This window comes from Erwinia sp. Leaf53 (assembly GCF_001422605.1).
In the GTDB taxonomy this organism is placed as follows: domain Bacteria; phylum Pseudomonadota; class Gammaproteobacteria; order Enterobacterales; family Enterobacteriaceae; genus Erwinia.
The window spans coordinates 155,259-169,848 of record NZ_LMLK01000027.1 but is presented as its reverse complement, the minus strand read 5'-3'; the positions used below and the strand labels follow the sequence as shown (position 1 = coordinate 169,848).

At 53.3% G+C, this 14,590-nt stretch carries 27 protein-coding genes and 1 pseudogene; 20 read left to right on the top strand and 8 right to left on the bottom strand.

Annotation, left to right across the window (positions count from 1 at the left end):
- Positions 1-2: 2 nt before the first annotated feature.
- From ASF13_RS22695 to ASF13_RS22660, 7 genes are all read right to left on the bottom strand, one after another.
- Positions 3-452 (bottom strand): DUF1367 family protein, encoded by a 450-nt coding sequence (locus ASF13_RS22695; RefSeq protein WP_056242274.1) that lies wholly within the window; start codon positions 450-452, stop codon positions 3-5.
- Between the two features lie 221 nt (positions 453-673).
- Positions 674-925, bottom strand: a complete 252-nt coding sequence (locus tag ASF13_RS22685; protein ID WP_056242267.1) for a helix-turn-helix transcriptional regulator — start codon at positions 923-925, stop codon at positions 674-676.
- A complete protein-coding gene (locus tag ASF13_RS22680) occupies positions 922-1,683 on the bottom strand; it encodes a replication protein P (RefSeq protein WP_056242263.1) in 762 nt (253 codons plus the stop codon). The genes ASF13_RS22685 and ASF13_RS22680 overlap by 4 nt, the downstream gene beginning before the upstream one ends.
- Positions 1,680-2,495: a replication protein gene (locus ASF13_RS22675; RefSeq protein ID WP_072166479.1), complete on the bottom strand. Its 816-nt coding sequence runs from the start codon at positions 2,493-2,495 to the stop codon at positions 1,680-1,682. Before ASF13_RS22675 ends, ASF13_RS22680 begins: the two co-directional genes overlap by 4 nt.
- Positions 2,492-3,325 carry a DNA-binding protein gene (locus tag ASF13_RS22670; protein WP_056242260.1) on the bottom strand — a complete coding sequence of 278 codons (834 nt, stop codon included), beginning with the start codon at positions 3,323-3,325 and terminating at the stop codon, positions 2,492-2,494. The genes ASF13_RS22675 and ASF13_RS22670 overlap by 4 nt, the downstream gene beginning before the upstream one ends.
- A gap of 35 nt (positions 3,326-3,360) precedes the next feature.
- On the bottom strand, positions 3,361-3,633 hold the full coding sequence (locus ASF13_RS22665) for a CII family transcriptional regulator (protein ID WP_056242257.1): 273 nt from the start codon (positions 3,631-3,633) through the stop codon (positions 3,361-3,363).
- Between the two features lie 135 nt (positions 3,634-3,768).
- On the bottom strand, positions 3,769-3,984 hold the full coding sequence (locus ASF13_RS22660; RefSeq protein ID WP_056242255.1) for a helix-turn-helix domain-containing protein: 216 nt from the start codon (positions 3,982-3,984) through the stop codon (positions 3,769-3,771).
- A gap of 98 nt (positions 3,985-4,082) precedes the next feature.
- Between ASF13_RS22660 and ASF13_RS22655 the strand changes: the two genes are divergently transcribed.
- The 4 genes from ASF13_RS22655 (at position 4,083) to ASF13_RS22645 (ending at position 6,212) form a co-directional block, all read left to right on the top strand.
- Positions 4,083-4,724 carry a LexA family transcriptional regulator gene (locus ASF13_RS22655; protein ID WP_056242252.1) on the top strand — a complete coding sequence of 214 codons (642 nt, stop codon included), beginning with the start codon at positions 4,083-4,085 and terminating at the stop codon, positions 4,722-4,724.
- 117 nt (positions 4,725-4,841) lie between these two features.
- Entirely contained in the window at positions 4,842-5,270 is a 429-nt protein-coding gene (locus ASF13_RS24580) for a hypothetical protein (protein WP_156365646.1), read from the top strand.
- Complete coding sequence (locus tag ASF13_RS22650; RefSeq protein ID WP_056242249.1) at positions 5,260-5,712, top strand: helix-turn-helix transcriptional regulator; 453 nt, start codon at positions 5,260-5,262, stop codon at positions 5,710-5,712. Before ASF13_RS24580 ends, ASF13_RS22650 begins: the two co-directional genes overlap by 11 nt.
- Complete coding sequence (locus ASF13_RS22645; RefSeq protein ID WP_056242246.1) at positions 5,712-6,212, top strand: hypothetical protein; 501 nt, start codon at positions 5,712-5,714, stop codon at positions 6,210-6,212. The genes ASF13_RS22650 and ASF13_RS22645 overlap by 1 nt, the downstream gene beginning before the upstream one ends.
- An 85-nt stretch (positions 6,213-6,297) precedes the next feature.
- Here the strand turns inward: ASF13_RS22645 and ASF13_RS22640 are convergent.
- Positions 6,298-6,501: pseudogene (locus ASF13_RS22640) on the bottom strand (DUF2767 family protein).
- A gap of 382 nt (positions 6,502-6,883) precedes the next feature.
- Here ASF13_RS22640 and ASF13_RS22635 point away from each other — a divergent pair.
- The 16 genes from ASF13_RS22635 to ASF13_RS22560 all read left to right on the top strand — a co-directional run bounded on the left by ASF13_RS22635 (position 6,884) and on the right by ASF13_RS22560 (position 14,316).
- Entirely contained in the window at positions 6,884-7,240 is a 357-nt protein-coding gene (locus ASF13_RS22635; protein ID WP_056242243.1) for a hypothetical protein, read from the top strand.
- Positions 7,241-7,247: 7 nt separating this feature from the next.
- Complete coding sequence (locus ASF13_RS24575; RefSeq protein WP_156365645.1) at positions 7,248-7,538, top strand: hypothetical protein; 291 nt, start codon at positions 7,248-7,250, stop codon at positions 7,536-7,538.
- Between the two features lie 572 nt (positions 7,539-8,110).
- Positions 8,111-9,130 carry a hypothetical protein gene (locus ASF13_RS22620; protein WP_235515100.1) on the top strand — a complete coding sequence of 340 codons (1,020 nt, stop codon included), beginning with the start codon at positions 8,111-8,113 and terminating at the stop codon, positions 9,128-9,130.
- A gap of 20 nt (positions 9,131-9,150) precedes the next feature.
- Positions 9,151-9,324 carry a hypothetical protein gene (locus tag ASF13_RS24820; RefSeq protein ID WP_200929803.1) on the top strand — a complete coding sequence of 58 codons (174 nt, stop codon included), beginning with the start codon at positions 9,151-9,153 and terminating at the stop codon, positions 9,322-9,324.
- A complete protein-coding gene (gene gamL, locus ASF13_RS22615; RefSeq protein WP_056242233.1) occupies positions 9,321-9,608 on the top strand; it encodes a host nuclease inhibitor GamL in 288 nt (95 codons plus the stop codon). Before ASF13_RS24820 ends, gamL begins: the two co-directional genes overlap by 4 nt.
- The gene (locus tag ASF13_RS22610; protein WP_056242230.1) at positions 9,608-10,420 is read left to right on the top strand and encodes a PD-(D/E)XK nuclease-like domain-containing protein; all 813 of its coding nucleotides are present in this window, start codon (positions 9,608-9,610) and stop codon (positions 10,418-10,420) included. Before gamL ends, ASF13_RS22610 begins: the two co-directional genes overlap by 1 nt.
- A 2-nt stretch (positions 10,421-10,422) precedes the next feature.
- On the top strand, positions 10,423-11,310 hold the full coding sequence (locus tag ASF13_RS22605) for a RecT family recombinase (protein WP_056242227.1): 888 nt from the start codon (positions 10,423-10,425) through the stop codon (positions 11,308-11,310).
- 82 nt (positions 11,311-11,392) lie between these two features.
- Complete coding sequence (locus ASF13_RS22600) at positions 11,393-11,914, top strand: hypothetical protein (RefSeq protein WP_056242224.1); 522 nt, start codon at positions 11,393-11,395, stop codon at positions 11,912-11,914.
- Complete coding sequence (locus tag ASF13_RS22595; protein ID WP_056242221.1) at positions 11,907-12,191, top strand: hypothetical protein; 285 nt, start codon at positions 11,907-11,909, stop codon at positions 12,189-12,191. The genes ASF13_RS22600 and ASF13_RS22595 overlap by 8 nt, the downstream gene beginning before the upstream one ends.
- On the top strand, positions 12,184-12,411 hold the full coding sequence (locus ASF13_RS22590) for a hypothetical protein (protein ID WP_056242217.1): 228 nt from the start codon (positions 12,184-12,186) through the stop codon (positions 12,409-12,411). Before ASF13_RS22595 ends, ASF13_RS22590 begins: the two co-directional genes overlap by 8 nt.
- 2 nt (positions 12,412-12,413) lie before the next feature.
- Positions 12,414-12,893, top strand: a complete 480-nt coding sequence (locus ASF13_RS22585) for a class I SAM-dependent methyltransferase (RefSeq protein WP_056242215.1) — start codon at positions 12,414-12,416, stop codon at positions 12,891-12,893.
- Positions 12,890-13,084: a hypothetical protein gene (locus ASF13_RS22580; RefSeq protein WP_056242211.1), complete on the top strand. Its 195-nt coding sequence runs from the start codon at positions 12,890-12,892 to the stop codon at positions 13,082-13,084. Before ASF13_RS22585 ends, ASF13_RS22580 begins: the two co-directional genes overlap by 4 nt.
- A complete protein-coding gene (locus ASF13_RS22575) occupies positions 13,081-13,497 on the top strand; it encodes a hypothetical protein (protein WP_156365644.1) in 417 nt (138 codons plus the stop codon). Before ASF13_RS22580 ends, ASF13_RS22575 begins: the two co-directional genes overlap by 4 nt.
- Positions 13,487-13,714, top strand: coding sequence for a hypothetical protein (locus ASF13_RS22570; RefSeq protein WP_056242205.1), 228 nt, complete (start codon positions 13,487-13,489; stop codon positions 13,712-13,714). The genes ASF13_RS22575 and ASF13_RS22570 overlap by 11 nt, the downstream gene beginning before the upstream one ends.
- On the top strand, positions 13,714-14,046 hold the full coding sequence (locus tag ASF13_RS22565) for a hypothetical protein (protein ID WP_056242200.1): 333 nt from the start codon (positions 13,714-13,716) through the stop codon (positions 14,044-14,046). Before ASF13_RS22570 ends, ASF13_RS22565 begins: the two co-directional genes overlap by 1 nt.
- A gap of 42 nt (positions 14,047-14,088) precedes the next feature.
- Positions 14,089-14,316 (top strand): hypothetical protein, encoded by a 228-nt coding sequence (locus ASF13_RS22560; RefSeq protein ID WP_056242198.1) that lies wholly within the window; start codon positions 14,089-14,091, stop codon positions 14,314-14,316.
- The last annotated feature ends 274 nt before the right edge of the window (positions 14,317-14,590 follow it).

The window sequence follows — 14,590 nt, the reverse complement described above, 5'->3', positions numbered from 1 at the left end:
TCCTAAAAATACGAATACAGCTGGTTGAGAGTGTTCTGGTCCCGCGTACCGCCAAAGATGTGTTTGATCGCAGCGTTGATCATTGCGCTGTAGCAGCGCTCAAATTCGTCAGGTTCCATGCTGCCGTAGGCCAGGCTCTTTGCCTCGGTACGGATGTCGCCGTTAAGCCTCACCGTTTGCTCATAAAACCCGGCCAGTATCGTCAGGTCTTTGCGGAAACGGTCGAACTGCGTGGCCTCGTCGGCGTGCTCAAGCCCGGCGCGATCGGCTGCCCAGTGCTCAAAGCAGAACTTGAAGAATGCGAACATCTTGCGGTGGAAAGCGGGATTACGGGTCAGTTTGAAATCGGCGGTGTAGGCTTCGCCGTTTTTGAACTTCGTCAGGCGGGGTAAATCGTGATCGAACATCGGAACAAAAACACCGCCGGCGTTTTTGACCATGGTTATTTCCATTCAGCCTCCTGTAGTGGTCCTCAGATGGTTTTCGATGATCTGCAGTGACTCAGCCAACTGGCTCACCGCGTCTCTGGTGCGTTTGTTCCCCAGCTGCAGGACGACCTGCAACTGTTCACGACATGCACCGTCCAGCAGCAGCTGGGCGTCGCATAGGCCGCGAAACTCGGTACGGGTGATCGTGACTGTCGGAGAGAGGGTTATTACTGGCGGGCAGGCTGTCATGATTTCGTCCTATCCTCCAGGGCACTTAATTCCCCCATCTGGCGCTGTATCTCCACCAGGTCGCAACCAGCGCAACCAAGCGCCTCCGCTATGAGCTCGCGCTGCTCTTCAGATGGCCCAGCCTGCATTATCTGGTTCAGCTTTTGCCGCGACACTCCGACGTGCTTTGCGATACTGTTTAGCGTCACGCCGAAATCATCGGCCATCGACTTGACCATGATCCGGAAGTCACTCCACTCGATGCTCATGCCAACCCCACGGCCTTGCGGCGCTTGTATTCTTCGTAAAGCCACATGGCCGGAGTTACTGATCCAAGCACCGCAGCATTTGGCATCCAGTGCATTTTGCAGTCGTCTTTCGACGGGTGGCTGGTTACTGGCATCACGTCGCGCTTCACCTCCAGGCTGACAATCGGATCGGGAATGCTTTCGCCAGCGGACACTTTCCGTGACCAGTCATCGAGCTGCTTAGCGGCGTACTTCTCCACCTCGGCCTCGCTGAGCTGGCGCTGGTACATCGCCCGGCGCACTTCGCAGACAATCCAGTACAAAACGGGTTTCTTCCAGGGGAACTGCTCAGCACCGCCAGCGTGATAGCCCTTCTCACGGCTGTACCGGTGAAACTCGTCCATCACGTCCCGGACTGTAACGCCCAGCACGGTAGCGCTGTCTTTGCACCAGGAGATGAACTTACCCGGCGACGGCCAGAAGTCGGAGTTACTGGCGCGGGCATGGCGCACGCCGGCCGACAGCTGCTCACGGGTTTTGATGCCGTTTTCAGCGAAGGCGGCGATCCACTGGCGCTTCGTAGTCTTCTCGTCGGCCTCGTTTTTCAGGCTGGTGCTTACGGCCGCGGGGAAGATTTGCTTCAGCTGACGAAAAAGCGAGTCTACCAGCGCCTCCGCCTCGCTACTGAGCACCTTCTCCGGCTCGTACCGGTCTCCAGCCATGCGCGCCATAGCAGCGCCATCGCGGTTGTTAATCGCGTTCACCAGTTGCAGGGTCATAAGAAATCCTTCCAGCCTTCTCGGCTGTTCCAGTGCGGTGAGTCCTGATCAGGACGTGGTCTTTTGGGCAGGCCCTTCGGCTTGAACAACCCCTGGTAGCTGTTCGCGATGCTGGTGTTGATCACGTCGGCGGGGTCGTGGCCCTCGTCGAAGCACTCTTTCAGCAGGTTGAAGGCTTTGGTGACCGTCATCGCCGTTTTGATTGGCTTTTTGGACTGCTGCCGGTACTGGACCCATTCTGACCAGGCACTGCTGTCGAGCCACACAGGGATAGCGACTTCGAGAGGGTCGAATTTTTTGGGTTTCTCCCCCGGGGGGATTAAGGGGGGATCAGTATTGTCTTTTGTCTTTTGAATATTGTCTTTTGTGTTTAGCTGTTTTGGCGAATGGGTATTAGCTGACCTGGCTAATGTTTGTTTAGCTGGTTCAGCTAATGTTTCGCTAATTTGGCTAACCTCCTTTTCATCCCACATTGAGACGTGTTTATTGATGCCAATTTTCGACCCGTTGCTCACCAAAAGCCCCCGGTCGATAAGCTGGCGCTTAGCCGAGCAAACGTGAGTGTGATGAATCCCTGTCATCGCCGCTATCTGCGTGTTTGTAATGCGATCCATTGGCTTGTTAAATCCGTAGGTTTTACGCATGACAGCCAGCATTATTTTCATCTGGCGGATGGTTAAATCCGCCATCAGGATGCTGTCTGTAAGCTCATTGGCTACGCGCATGAAACCATCATCGGTATCGGCCACGCGTTGCTCCACGGCCCGGAGATCGGGCCTTAAGGGTGTTACGTTGTCATAGGCGAGGTTCATGATTCTCCCCCGTCTGCATTGGTGCTGATGCCAGAACGGTATTCAGCGAGAATGCTGTTTATTTCTTCAGAAGTATCCATGTACAGCAGCAGATGATCGCCATCGCCATCACGGTGAAATTCCGAGTCAACCAGCAACTCCACCAGACGCCGAGCTTTACGGGCGCTGAACTGCTGCATGGCCGCGGATTTGGTCAGCTTCGACTTGCCGGCAGCTTTGGCTTTTGCCAGCCCCTCTGCAGCCACTGAGGCAGCTTTGGGACCGTGCTCACGCGACAGCGCGACGGCGGTACTTGCGGCCACTTCGCCAGACTCAACCATGCCGATCAACACCTCTCCAGACGACAGCAGCTGCAGGTGCGATTCAACATCAGCAACCGAACGTCCGAACGCCTTAGCGATTTCCGCTGAGGTGTGCCCCTGGTTGCGGGCACGGTTGTATGCGCCGGCGCGCTGAATTGGCGTGATCGGCTTACCCTGTGACGATTTCGCCATGTGGGCCAGCTTATCCAGCTCGGTACCCACGAAGTCTTTGCACTCGATACGCGGGATGCTGTGCCCCATAGCGATAGCCAGCTGCGCGCCGATAAAGCGGTGCTGGCCGTCGATCACCTTGATGCCCTTCTCCGTCACTTCAACCGACAGCGGCGGCAAATCAGACCCGTCAATCCAGCAGTCACGCATGTATTCTGCGTGCTCCTGGTCAACGGAACGGATGTTGCTGCCCTCTTCCAGGAAAATCTCACCAATCGGCACCATGTAGGTTTTTTTGGTGGTCATGTCGCTGCCGATTTTGTCTTTTTGCTTGTACCGCTGGGAAAGCGTTGTCATAATTACCCCTGTGAATTGATCCAGTCTTTTCGCAATCAGGCCTCGAAGCTGTTCGCGCAGCTCGGGGCCTTTTCTTTGGTCATTACCGCCTCAACCGCCTGGCGGGCCACTTCGGCGATCAGGCTGGTCTCCCACACCTTCTCCAGCAGCACGAAAACCGTCGCCATATCTCGCAGGTTCAGGCGGCTAACCTTCGATTCGTGCCAGCCAGCTTCAGCGGCCAGAACGCGCTGCCCTTTGTGGGTCAGGCGTGAACGCAGTTCGGTTTCCACCTGGTTAATCAACTTGCTGTTGTTTGCAGTTTCCATAGTTAACACTTGTCCTTATTGATTAGTTATTTAGACGTGACAAAGCCGTAGCGAGTGCCACGTTTAGTAATGGTTTTTTATGAAATTCGCTTTTCAGCGACGTAGGCGGGTGCCGTTTTAGAGAGCGGGTGTTGATTATGCGGCGTGTGTACTGCCGCTGCCGTATTGCAGCCAGACAGGATCACAGTGAAGAGCTTTGGCGATCTCAAACAGGAAGCGTGGGCGTTTGGTAATGCCTGCTTCAATCTGCTGAATTGACTGCTGTTTCACCCCAGCTCTGGTTGCGAGCTCCGACTGAGTTAGATTCAGTTCGGAACGCTTCTGTTTCAGGCGGTCAGAGATAGTTTGCATATAGCCTCCTTGACAAACTTTCTTGTATTTTAAATACAATTTAGTTTGTTTGTCAAATACAGCTTTTCTTGTAAACATCTCAGTAAATGAGGTGAGAAATGACGATAGCAGCCCGTGTGTTAGCCAAGAGAACTGAGCTGGGTTTAACCCAGACAGAACTGGCAGAGAGAACAGGGACGACGCAGCAGGCGATTGTCCAGCTTGAGAGCGGTAAAACCAAACGCCCACGCTACCTGCCGGAACTGGCCAAGGTATTGGGTTGCGATATCGACTGGTTACTCGACGGGAAAGAAGCCATCATTGGCGATAACGTTGGGGGTTATCGCCCTTACACCCCAGGCAACAAATACCCGGTAATCAGTCGCGTTCAAGCTGGGTCATGGGCTGAAGCATGTGAACCCTACACGCTAAAAGATATTGATTTATGGCTTGAGTCCGACGCTCACACGCAAGGTGAAGCTTTCTGGCTGCTGGTAGATGGTGAATCGATGACCTCGCCAGTCGGTCTCAGCATCCCGGAAGGCACTTTCGTGCTTTTCGATACGGGACGTGAGCCGGTGAACGGCAGCCTGGTGGTTGCGAAGCTGATCGATGACAACGAAGCCACGTTTAAGAAGCTGGTGATCGACGGCAGCCAGAAGTACCTGCGCGGGCTAAACCCGCAGTGGCCTATGGTGCCGATCAACGGTAACTGCAAGATTATTGGTGTGGCGATTGAAACTAAGCTGAGGCTGGTTTAGCGTATAAAATGAGCTTTTTGTGGCAGTTGGTTTGTGCATAACGTGCTTTTGACTTTGGATGCAACTTGCGTCTTGACATGATTAAGTTAACATATATATTAACCGCCGAGGTGAAGATTGGAGCCATCTACTGAGGATGTAGTTTGCCCTAACGAGATTACTGGTCAAAAGCTAACAATTGTTCACTGCCTTGGGGCTTGGGATACTTTTACTGAATCTCTAAACAGTGTAAAGGTCTCTAGGAGAGAGTCGATTAAGCACCAGATGGATTCGCTGGTTAAGCGTCTATCGAATGGTTCAAGACTATCTAAAGACTCTTTTCCTCCTGAAGGCCCCCTTCCAAGCTTAGCTGGCAGGCCTTCAAAGCAATTTTATGCTTTTAAAAAGATACCGATCAGAGCTTATGGTTGGTTTTCGGAAACGAAGCCAAGAAAATTTTTTATCAGTCACTACACTTACAAAAACACCGGAAAGTTATCTAAAAGTGACACCACAATCGTTCAAGCTAATTGGACAAGAATAGAGGTAAACGGCGATGAGAAATGAAAGCCTATACTTTACTGAAGTTGAATCATCTACGGATGACCATGCTCGGGTTGCTGCTGGCGAAGAGCTCACGTTCGATGTTACTGAAGATATCCTTATAATTATGGAAGATAAGGATATCTCGAAAAAAGAACTTGCAGATAAACTTGGAAAAACTAAAGCATATGTTTCTCAGCTTCTGAGTGGTTCCAAGAACATGACCTTGAGAACTTTATCAGATGTGTGCCATGCAATTGGAATAAAACCAGCTGTACACTTTCAAGATAATAATGAAGATATTATCTCTGACAATATGTCCGCAAGGCTGTTTAATTGTGATTGGCAAGAATATTTTACCTTGGATGACCGAGACACTATGAGCGATACTGCATCCGATGTCGTTACAAAATCCAACGTGATTTATAAAACTGAAAAAGCTCACTGGCAGAAGGTTGCAGCTTAATGAATGAAGATTTGAAAGAGGCCCAACGGCTACTTAATATATCTGAAGTTCATACGCGTGAGGCATTGCTAAAAATTCATGCCGATGAAAATTTCATGTCAATCAGCAAGATAAAGAAAATTCTACAATCTTATCGTTCAATGGTGAAGATTGAAGAGATCGCGATATCAGCTGAGGATGGGTCTAATAAACGATACCATTACATCTTTACATATGCTCTTGGTATCAGGCTAATCCGGGAGGAAGATAAAGATAATGAAAGCTCCGAATCATTAGTTGTTATAGAGGCTGAATTTGACGCTTGTTATTTATCAAAACATGAAGTAACAAAAGATCAACTTGATGCATTTTCTCAAAACAATGTAGGTTATCACATCTGGCCTTACTGGAGAGAATTCGTACAATCATCTTGTAGTCGAGCTGGCCTGTCACCTATTAGGGTTCCTTTCTATAAAATGAATGATGAAAAAGTCAAGTGCATCGAGCGTGGTGAAGCATAAACTTCTACTATTGCTCTTAAAGAATTAAAAAAATTTAACTCGTTAAATTTGAGCCCGCCAGCGTCATTCGCGGGCTTTTTTGTGCCTACTGATCCAGCATCTTAACTGCAGCCTCCATCGGTTTCACCAACAGCTCTGAATGCTCAGGGCTATTACCAGCCAGTGCCGTTCGTAATGCATCCGCTATCACCACCTGCTTCTACTCCACACCAAAATCATGCAGCGTGAACATCATATCACCTACCACCCTGCACATCTCATCGTACAGTTCATCTGATTCTGTAGACATAACCACTCCTTTGTTGAAAATTCATACTAACAAACGTGCCAGGCTCAAGCTCGCGGAAAAATAAATCACCTTTAAAAACAAACAAGTGAGTAATTCATGCATTAAATTACAATATAAATTGTTTACTGATTACAAACTTTATTGTAATTTGATTCTACGGCAGGAAGCTGGAGCAACACGAAACGGAGATCAGCAGTACCTACAACGGTGATGGATCACCTACGTGGCTGAAAAGCCAGATTAGTACCAAAGCGTGAGTTTTGGGATGGCGACTAAGTGGAGCCAAGGACCGGGTAATGCCGCTGGACTGAGAAGCTTAGCGAGAGCGCCTGACTTGAAATAGGTCAGGCCGCCATCACCAAAATTCACTCAGGAGGTATCTATGACACGCAGAACGGTATTTGCAGGTTCCGCAGCTGGCCGCCGCCGTGAGCGTCGCGCTCATCTGCAGAGTGAGGCCAGCATCAGCTCAGAAGTATTGCACCGCCCTACTCCAAGCCGGGTAACGCTCAGCTTAAAGCGCGCTGACTACACGCCATCAACCCTTAATGCGGTGGCAACCAAAGCGGCTAAGCAGGTGAAGGAGTATCGAAACCAGATCATCCGCGCCACCTACCTGTTTAACCATGAGTTCAAACGGAAACCGGTGCTGGAAGGTGCAATGTGCCTGCCCGAAGTGGCGATTTTCGCAGCCGGGCATCGCACTGGCCGTAAAGGCGCAGCCCACATTGTTAAGTGAGGGATTGATGAGTGAAACCGGAAAATTAGTGGTGTCGATTGAATTGGACACCACCGAGTTAATGAGTCAGCTGTCGCAGCTGGGGTGTTTACTTAAATCCTTTGAATGTATCCCTGATAATCTCGTCAGCGCGCTTAATAGTCACCTGCCTGCTGTGCTCAATGATATCGTCTTTGCTGATGGGTCTGCTGCAATCGGCGCAGGATTCAACATTGTCCATCGTGTACGGCTTGGCACTAAATACGAACGATTCACTGCCGCAATCCGGGCAGGAAAACTGGATACGAATTTTCTCTGACATGGCAATTCCTAATTGTCTGTGGAATGACCAAATTATCAGTTTCCTTTGTCTGTGGAAAGCAGGGAAACCACGCGCCGGGCGTGGCTAAATATCCCGGCACATACATCAATCAGGTCGCTCAGGCGGCCTTTTTTATTGGGGCACACCATGAGCTATCGGGGTCGTGTATGGCTGGCGATGTTGGTTATCAGCTGCCTGTTTTGGTTGGGTGTGGGGATGGGTGTTTATTGGGGGATTTATGGGGCAGGAATTTGAGTATTTCGTTATGGACGCACGAGCCGGATTTGATACTGAGCGTGCAGCAGTTTTCGAAGCGCTGGGAAGAACGCTGCCGCAGGCATGGAAGTTGAGGCGAGACTGGGGCGGCATGGACGCGGTTCTGGTAAGAGCACCGGTGCTATCTGATTTGACGGACGGGGGCAGCTCTTGTGGTGATTTTGAGTATGTCCATGACATTGAGTGACACCGCAATGCCGTTATACGTGACGGCATGACGATGTTAGTCATCCATGAGTGAAGTGATTCGCCCTCTCCGGAGGGCTTTTTTATGCCCTGAGTAAGGAGAGGAAATGAGCGAAGAAAGCACGGAGTTAGCGCTTTACAGCCTGCCATCGGCACCGGCTGAGCTGGAAGCGGCATTCATCAGCGACGATTACGTTGATCGGCTGATCGAGAGCATTCGCGCCAAATCAAAATCGGTGGTTGGCGACCTGAACACGGTTAAAGGTCGGAAAGTTTACATCAGTCTGGCGGCCAGCATTCGCAGCTCAAAGGTTGCGATTGACGATGCCGGGAAGAACCTGGTCGCTGAGATGAAAAAGCGCCCTGCCCTGGTCGATGCCAGCCGCCGGAAAATTCGCGAGGCTCTGGACGAGCTGACGATAGAGGTTCGTAAGCCGGTCACTGACTGGGAGGCAGAGCAGGACCGCATTAAAGCTGAACAGCAGATGCTGGACTGGCACACCGAAGCTCTGGCCGATAACGAGGCGTGGGATAAGACGCTTGCCGAGCGCTTCGAATCCGATCACGAAATTGCCCTGCTGCTGAACGATAAGTTCGACCGGGATGCAGCCGAGAAGAAAGCGGAGGCCGAGCGCCAGCGCGTTGCCCATGAGCAGGAAATCGCGCGTCAGGCAGCAGAGCAGGCCCGCAAGGAAGCCGAAGAGGCGCAGCGCATCGAGCGTGAAGCAGCTGCCCACCGTGAGGCAGCGTTAATAGCTCAGAAGGAGCAGGCCGAGCGTGACCGTGTGGCAGCTCAGGAACGCGCAGAGCGTGAAGCCCGCGAAGCGCTGGAGCGTACCGCCCTGCTGGCGCAGCAGGCGCGTGAGCAGGCAGAGCGTGAGAAGCAGGAAGCTATCGCCGCCGAACGTCTTCGTGCTGAACAGGCCGAAGCTGCCCGCCTGGCGGAAGAGAAGCGGATCGCCGATGAAGCAGCTGAGCGTGCAGCGAACGAAACGCACCGTAAGCAGATCGGCACTGCGGTGGTAAACGCCCTGATGTCGAATGCCGGCCTCACCCGTGAACAGGCTATCGCCACCCTGACAGCCCTGAAAGACAACCGCATCCCGCACGCCAGCATCACCTACTAATTCAAACTGAGGAAACACCCATGCAATTAGCAACTGCAGGGGCTGCCCGCGTGGGTGGCTCCGGCTTTGACGCGTTTAAATCTATCCAGTTTCACCCTGCCAACATACTGACCGGCGCCAGCTTTTCGCCGCCGCCACCGAAATCACCGTGGCAGCGACTGATCGAGTTTCTGAACCGGAGTATTCAGCCATGAGGCGATTCCTTAATTTTGACCGCGTGGAACAGCTACGCAACGATGCCGCTGCAGTCGATGCTAAGCGCAAAGAGTGGATTTGCGACAAAGCGGATCAGCTGGCCCGCCAGTTCCCGGAGTGCGCGATGGACTTTTATCGCACCTCCCTGGCCATGTCCCCCTATGACGTTGGTCTGCACACCGACAAAGCACAGGATGCCTACGCGGTATTCGTCGAAACGGTCTGCCTGGCTCAGGCGGAGAAACTTTACAGCGATAAATATTTTTTAGGTGAGGTGGCCTGATGGAACCCGGACTGTATCTGGATATCAGCAACGAAGATTATCACGCTGGCGCTGGCGTCAGTAAATCACAGCTGGACGACATCGCCACAAACCCGGCGATCTTCAAATGGCGCAAAGCTGCCCCGGTCGATACCGAAAAGCTGAAAGCGCTGGACATGGGCACCGCCCTGCACTGCCTGCTGCTTGAGCCGCTGGAGTTCGATAAACGCTTTATTGTTGCGCCTGAATTCAACCGTCGCACCAACGCCGGGAAAGAGGATGAAGCGCGTTTCCTGAAAGACTGTGAAGGCATCGGCATGACGGTGATGGACGCCGAGCAGGATCGAAAGCTAAAGCTGATGCGTGAGAGCGCGCTGGCGCACCCGGCAGCCCGGTGGTTGCTGGAAGCAGACGGCCACTGTGAAGGTTCCATTTACTGGAAGGATGCCGAAACCGAAGAGCTGTGCCGCATCCGGCCAGACAAATTCCTGACTGGTCAGCCGATCATCGTCGACGTGAAAAAAGTGGCCGACATGGATCGCTTCCCGCGCCACATCGAAGAGTTCCGCTATCACATGCAGGATGCCATGTACCGCGAAGGATACCTGCGGCACTTCGGCGAAGACCCGATGTTTATTTTCCTCTGCGTCAGCGAAACCATCGACTGCGGTCGCTACCCGGTGCGCACTTTCCAAATCAAACCGGAAGATACCGACGCGGGTTATGAGCTGTTCCGCAGCAGCCTGAACACCTATCACGAATGCCGGGTCAGCGACAGCTGGGGCGGTATCGAAGAAATCACCCGCCCCGCCTGGGCGAAGAAAAAGGACTGATTATGACCACCGAGATCACCCATCACAGCCAGGGCGAAGCCGACACGAAAGCGGCCATCTTCAGCCCGTCCGGCCTGCAGAAGCTGCAGGCATTTGCTGAAATCATGGCTCAGGGCAAAGCTACCGTTCCGGCACACCTGTCTGGCAAGCCAGCTGATTGCCTGGCTATCGCGCTGCAGGCGGCTCAGTGGGGAATGAATCCCTACGCCGTGGCGCAGAAAACACATCTGGTCAACGGCACGCTGGGTTACGAGGCGCAGCTGGTGAATGCGGTGATCACCAGCTCCACCGCTGTGCAGGGGCGCTTCAAGTATGAGTACGGCGGCAGCTGGGAAACCTTCCGGCCCGGAGACAAAAACGCGAGTGGTGAAAAAGGCCTGTGCGTTCGTGTGGGCGCAGTGCTGCGCGGTGAAACGGAAATCACCTGGGGCGAATGGCTTTACATGGAGTTCGTCACCACCCGTAACTCCCCGCTCTGGAAAACGGCACCGAAGCAGCAACTGGCATATCTGGCCGTGAAGTACTGGGCGCGCCTGTATTGCCCCGACGTCATTCTCGGCGTCTACACCCCGGACGAGTTCGACCAGCAGCGTTCCGAGCGCGATGTCACACCTGCCCGCACCCGGCAGGAGCTCAACAACCTTATCAACCAGAAGCCAAGCGAAAACGAGGTAGTCGGCACGACCACCGAATCAACGCCTCTTGAATCCCGATCGCTGGATGAGCTGCTGGCCGATTTTACCGTGGCTGCAGGCAATGCAAAGAGCACAGCTGATCTGGATAAGGCCTACCGTTACGCCGCCCATAAACTGGCTGCAAACACCGACCTTCTGGACAAGGCCACCGACATTTACAACATCCGCACCGATGAAATGACTGCGGCGGAGTAACCGAAATTCAACTGCCGGCCACCGGGTCGGCACTGGCTGACTACGGTCGGCACTGGCTGACTACGGTCGGCAGGAGAGAGATATGAGCAAAAATACCGAAGGCTTGACGCTGGGACAACTCGGCGAAATCAACGCAGGGCTGCATGCAGAGGTGGCGCGGCTGAATGAGCAGGTGCGGGCGCTGGCGGCGGATAATGTGGCTCTGATAAATTCTTCAGTGCGTACTCTACAAGACGGTCGGCCCCCACATGGGTTTTACGAAAGCGAGTGGTTTATTGCCAAGCTGAAAAATGGTCAGTTCGCCGCGTTGAAAGCATTGCCGGAAAAATATTCCCACGATTATAGCACCAATGACGGCACCTATTACACCAAGGACTGGGTAGTTGGGTGGATGCAGACCCCGGACACTGAGTATCGGCCAAACGTAGAAACCCCAGCCACCGAAGCCACCCTGAACGAAGTGCGGGCGCAGGGGGTGGACATGTATGCTGAGCATTTGACCAGAAAAGCCATAGAAAGCGGTGAGAATAAAAATCATGCTTACGCATACTTAGCCGCTAACTTCGCCGCCCGCATCCGCGCCGGGGAGGTACCAGATGTCTAACGCACCTGATGCCCACTTAACCGACGAAGTGATTGTCGCAGCGTTTGGGGGCTGTAATTTTGGCCGCACTGACTATCGCACTATCCTGGCTGAAACTGTCCTGAAGCGTGCCGCCGGCTACCACTCTGGCTGGACGGCGACCACAATCTGCATGAACCTCGGACTGCTCTCCATGAGGACCCAGGCGGCAACCAAACTTGGGCTGGTATTCGCCTTCCATCACTACTATCAGCCGAAAGTGCGAGCTGCGTTCACGGCGGAGGTGCCGGATGCCTAAATCACAAATGAAATTGGCCAACCGCGCCTGGCGAACCGAAACGAAAGACCTCGGCTGGCATACCGGCTGGAAGTGTGGCCGAAAAGAGTGGAAAGCGTTCTGTCGCCACAACGCTGCAATCACCGTTGAGGAGCGACAGCGCAGCGGTGAGCCTGCCTTTGAGGATCAATACGATGCTAACTGGCACGTAGCCGAAGAACTTACCTACTGGACGCCGTAGCCATGCAGAAAACCATCCTCGATATGTGCTGCGGCAGCCGCATGTTTTGGTTCGACCGCGCTGATCCCCGTGTAATGTTCTGCGACATACGCCGAGAGCAGCACATCTTATGCGACGGTCGCGGGTTAGTTATCGACCCCGACATGATCGCCGACTTCCGTGACCTGCCGTTTGAGCATGAGACGTTTAACCTGGTGGTGTTCGACCCACCGCATCTGGAGTATGCCGGTGAAACAAGCTGGCTACGCGCTAAATATGGCGTGCTGAACAAAGCCACCTGGCGCGACGACCTCGCTGCTGGTTTTCGCGAAGCCTTCCGAGTGCTGCGCCCCGGCGGTACGCTCATCTTTAAGTGGAACGAAACGCAGATTGCTACGCGGGAAATTCTGGCTCTGACGCCAGAGAAACCGGCCTTTGGGCACCCGTCGGGCAAGCGCGCCAACACGCACTGGATCGCTTTCATTAAGGAGGAGGCAGCATGACCACCCTCACCTTTGTTTACCTGATTCTGGCCTCCCCGGTGCGCGACGGCAGCGCCTGGAGCATCACACCTATGCCGTCTATGGCCGTCTGCCAGCAGGTGCTGGCGGATGTTCGCTCGCACACCGGCAGCTGGAGCGACGATTCCCCTCGCGCGCCGGCGGCCTCTTACTGCAAAGAGGTGAAGCAGTGAAAAATATGATTGGGCAGTTCAGCCGGGAGCGGCTGGAGGCGTTGATTGATGACGAAGACTGCCGGGCTACGGTATCCGAGCAGGAAACGTTTGCAGAAATCGTGCTGGCGCTACAGAACGCACCCGGCAAAATTTACCAGATACGTAAGCTCGACGGCAGCGAAGAGTGGCAGCAGTGGGAAGAGGTCGATGAAGGTGAGTATCACGCCAGCGTCAACTATGAAGGCTGGGGTCGTCGGGTTCTGTACGGTGCGCCAGCGACCAGCGCGCCGGATGGTTGGAAGCTGGTGCCGGTTGACGCGACAAGGAAAATGATTGACGCGGCCAAGTGCATCGAGGAAGACGGTTACGATGCCATGCATAAAGCCATGTTGGCAGCTGCGCCAATTCCGGGAGGTAGTGATGCAAACTAAACAGCAGATTTTCGATCAAATCGCCCAGCTGGCTACAGCATGCCATGAGCACGCCTGCTCGATCGATGTTGGCCCCGAACGCACGCAGATGTTCTCGGTTTACGGGGTGCTTCACAACCTTGGTCGTAACGGTTATGCCGAGCAGGTCGAGTTTGCCATGAACCCGCTGCTGTCCGGCGGCGATGATGACGACGATTGGGATGAGGATGACGACTGATGCCTAAATCCCCAGCAGAACGTAAAGCCGCACAGCGCGCCCGCCAGTCGGCCAGCGGCACCCGGAAAATTGAGCTGCAACTCGACCAGCAGGAGCTAGTAATGCTGGAGCAGAACTGCGCCGCCCGGCGGCCCGGTCGCGAACCGTATGAGTTGAGCGAGTACTTGACCATGCTGATCCGCAGGGATAACGCAGAGCTGCAAGACCTACTAAAAATGGTAGGTAACTGCGGCAAATGTGGCGACAAAGCACCGGTTATCAGCTGTCCGTGCGCCGGCGACTCGGCGTGCTGGGTAACAAACGGGTGGCAGGGGTTGAAACTAGTGATATAACTATTGTGACATGTCACGACAGTTAAAATAGGGACTAATTAGATGAGCAAAAAAGTTATAGCGTTCTTACCGCATGACAAGGTAGAGGTTTTTTTCGTTGAGGAAAACTTAAATTATCTTACGATAAATATCGGTGGTGAGAATGGCAGCATTTCAAGTATGGGAATGCCTATTGAAAAGTATACTCTCGGTGAAAAATATCATTATATTGCTCTCTGCCACTCAAATATCCCCACCGAAAATATAGAAAAAGAGCTCATAAAACACTGATAGTTAGAGATTCATACCGCCGCCAAATTGGCGGTTTTTTTTGCCCTCTCCCCATGAAAACCAGACTCCGGCGGCACTTCTCCCGCCACCAAATCTTCTATGCCAGCATCCGCCCGGCGGCCGTGCTGATCCTGCTGCTTATAGCGGCGTTAACTGCGGAGATTTATCTCCAGTAAGGCAAGGTCATGAAAACACAAACTCATGCGGGAAAGCGTACTGGGACGGCAGGCAGGTTACATGCAACTGTCCCGCGTATGACTTCCCGCACCGGTTC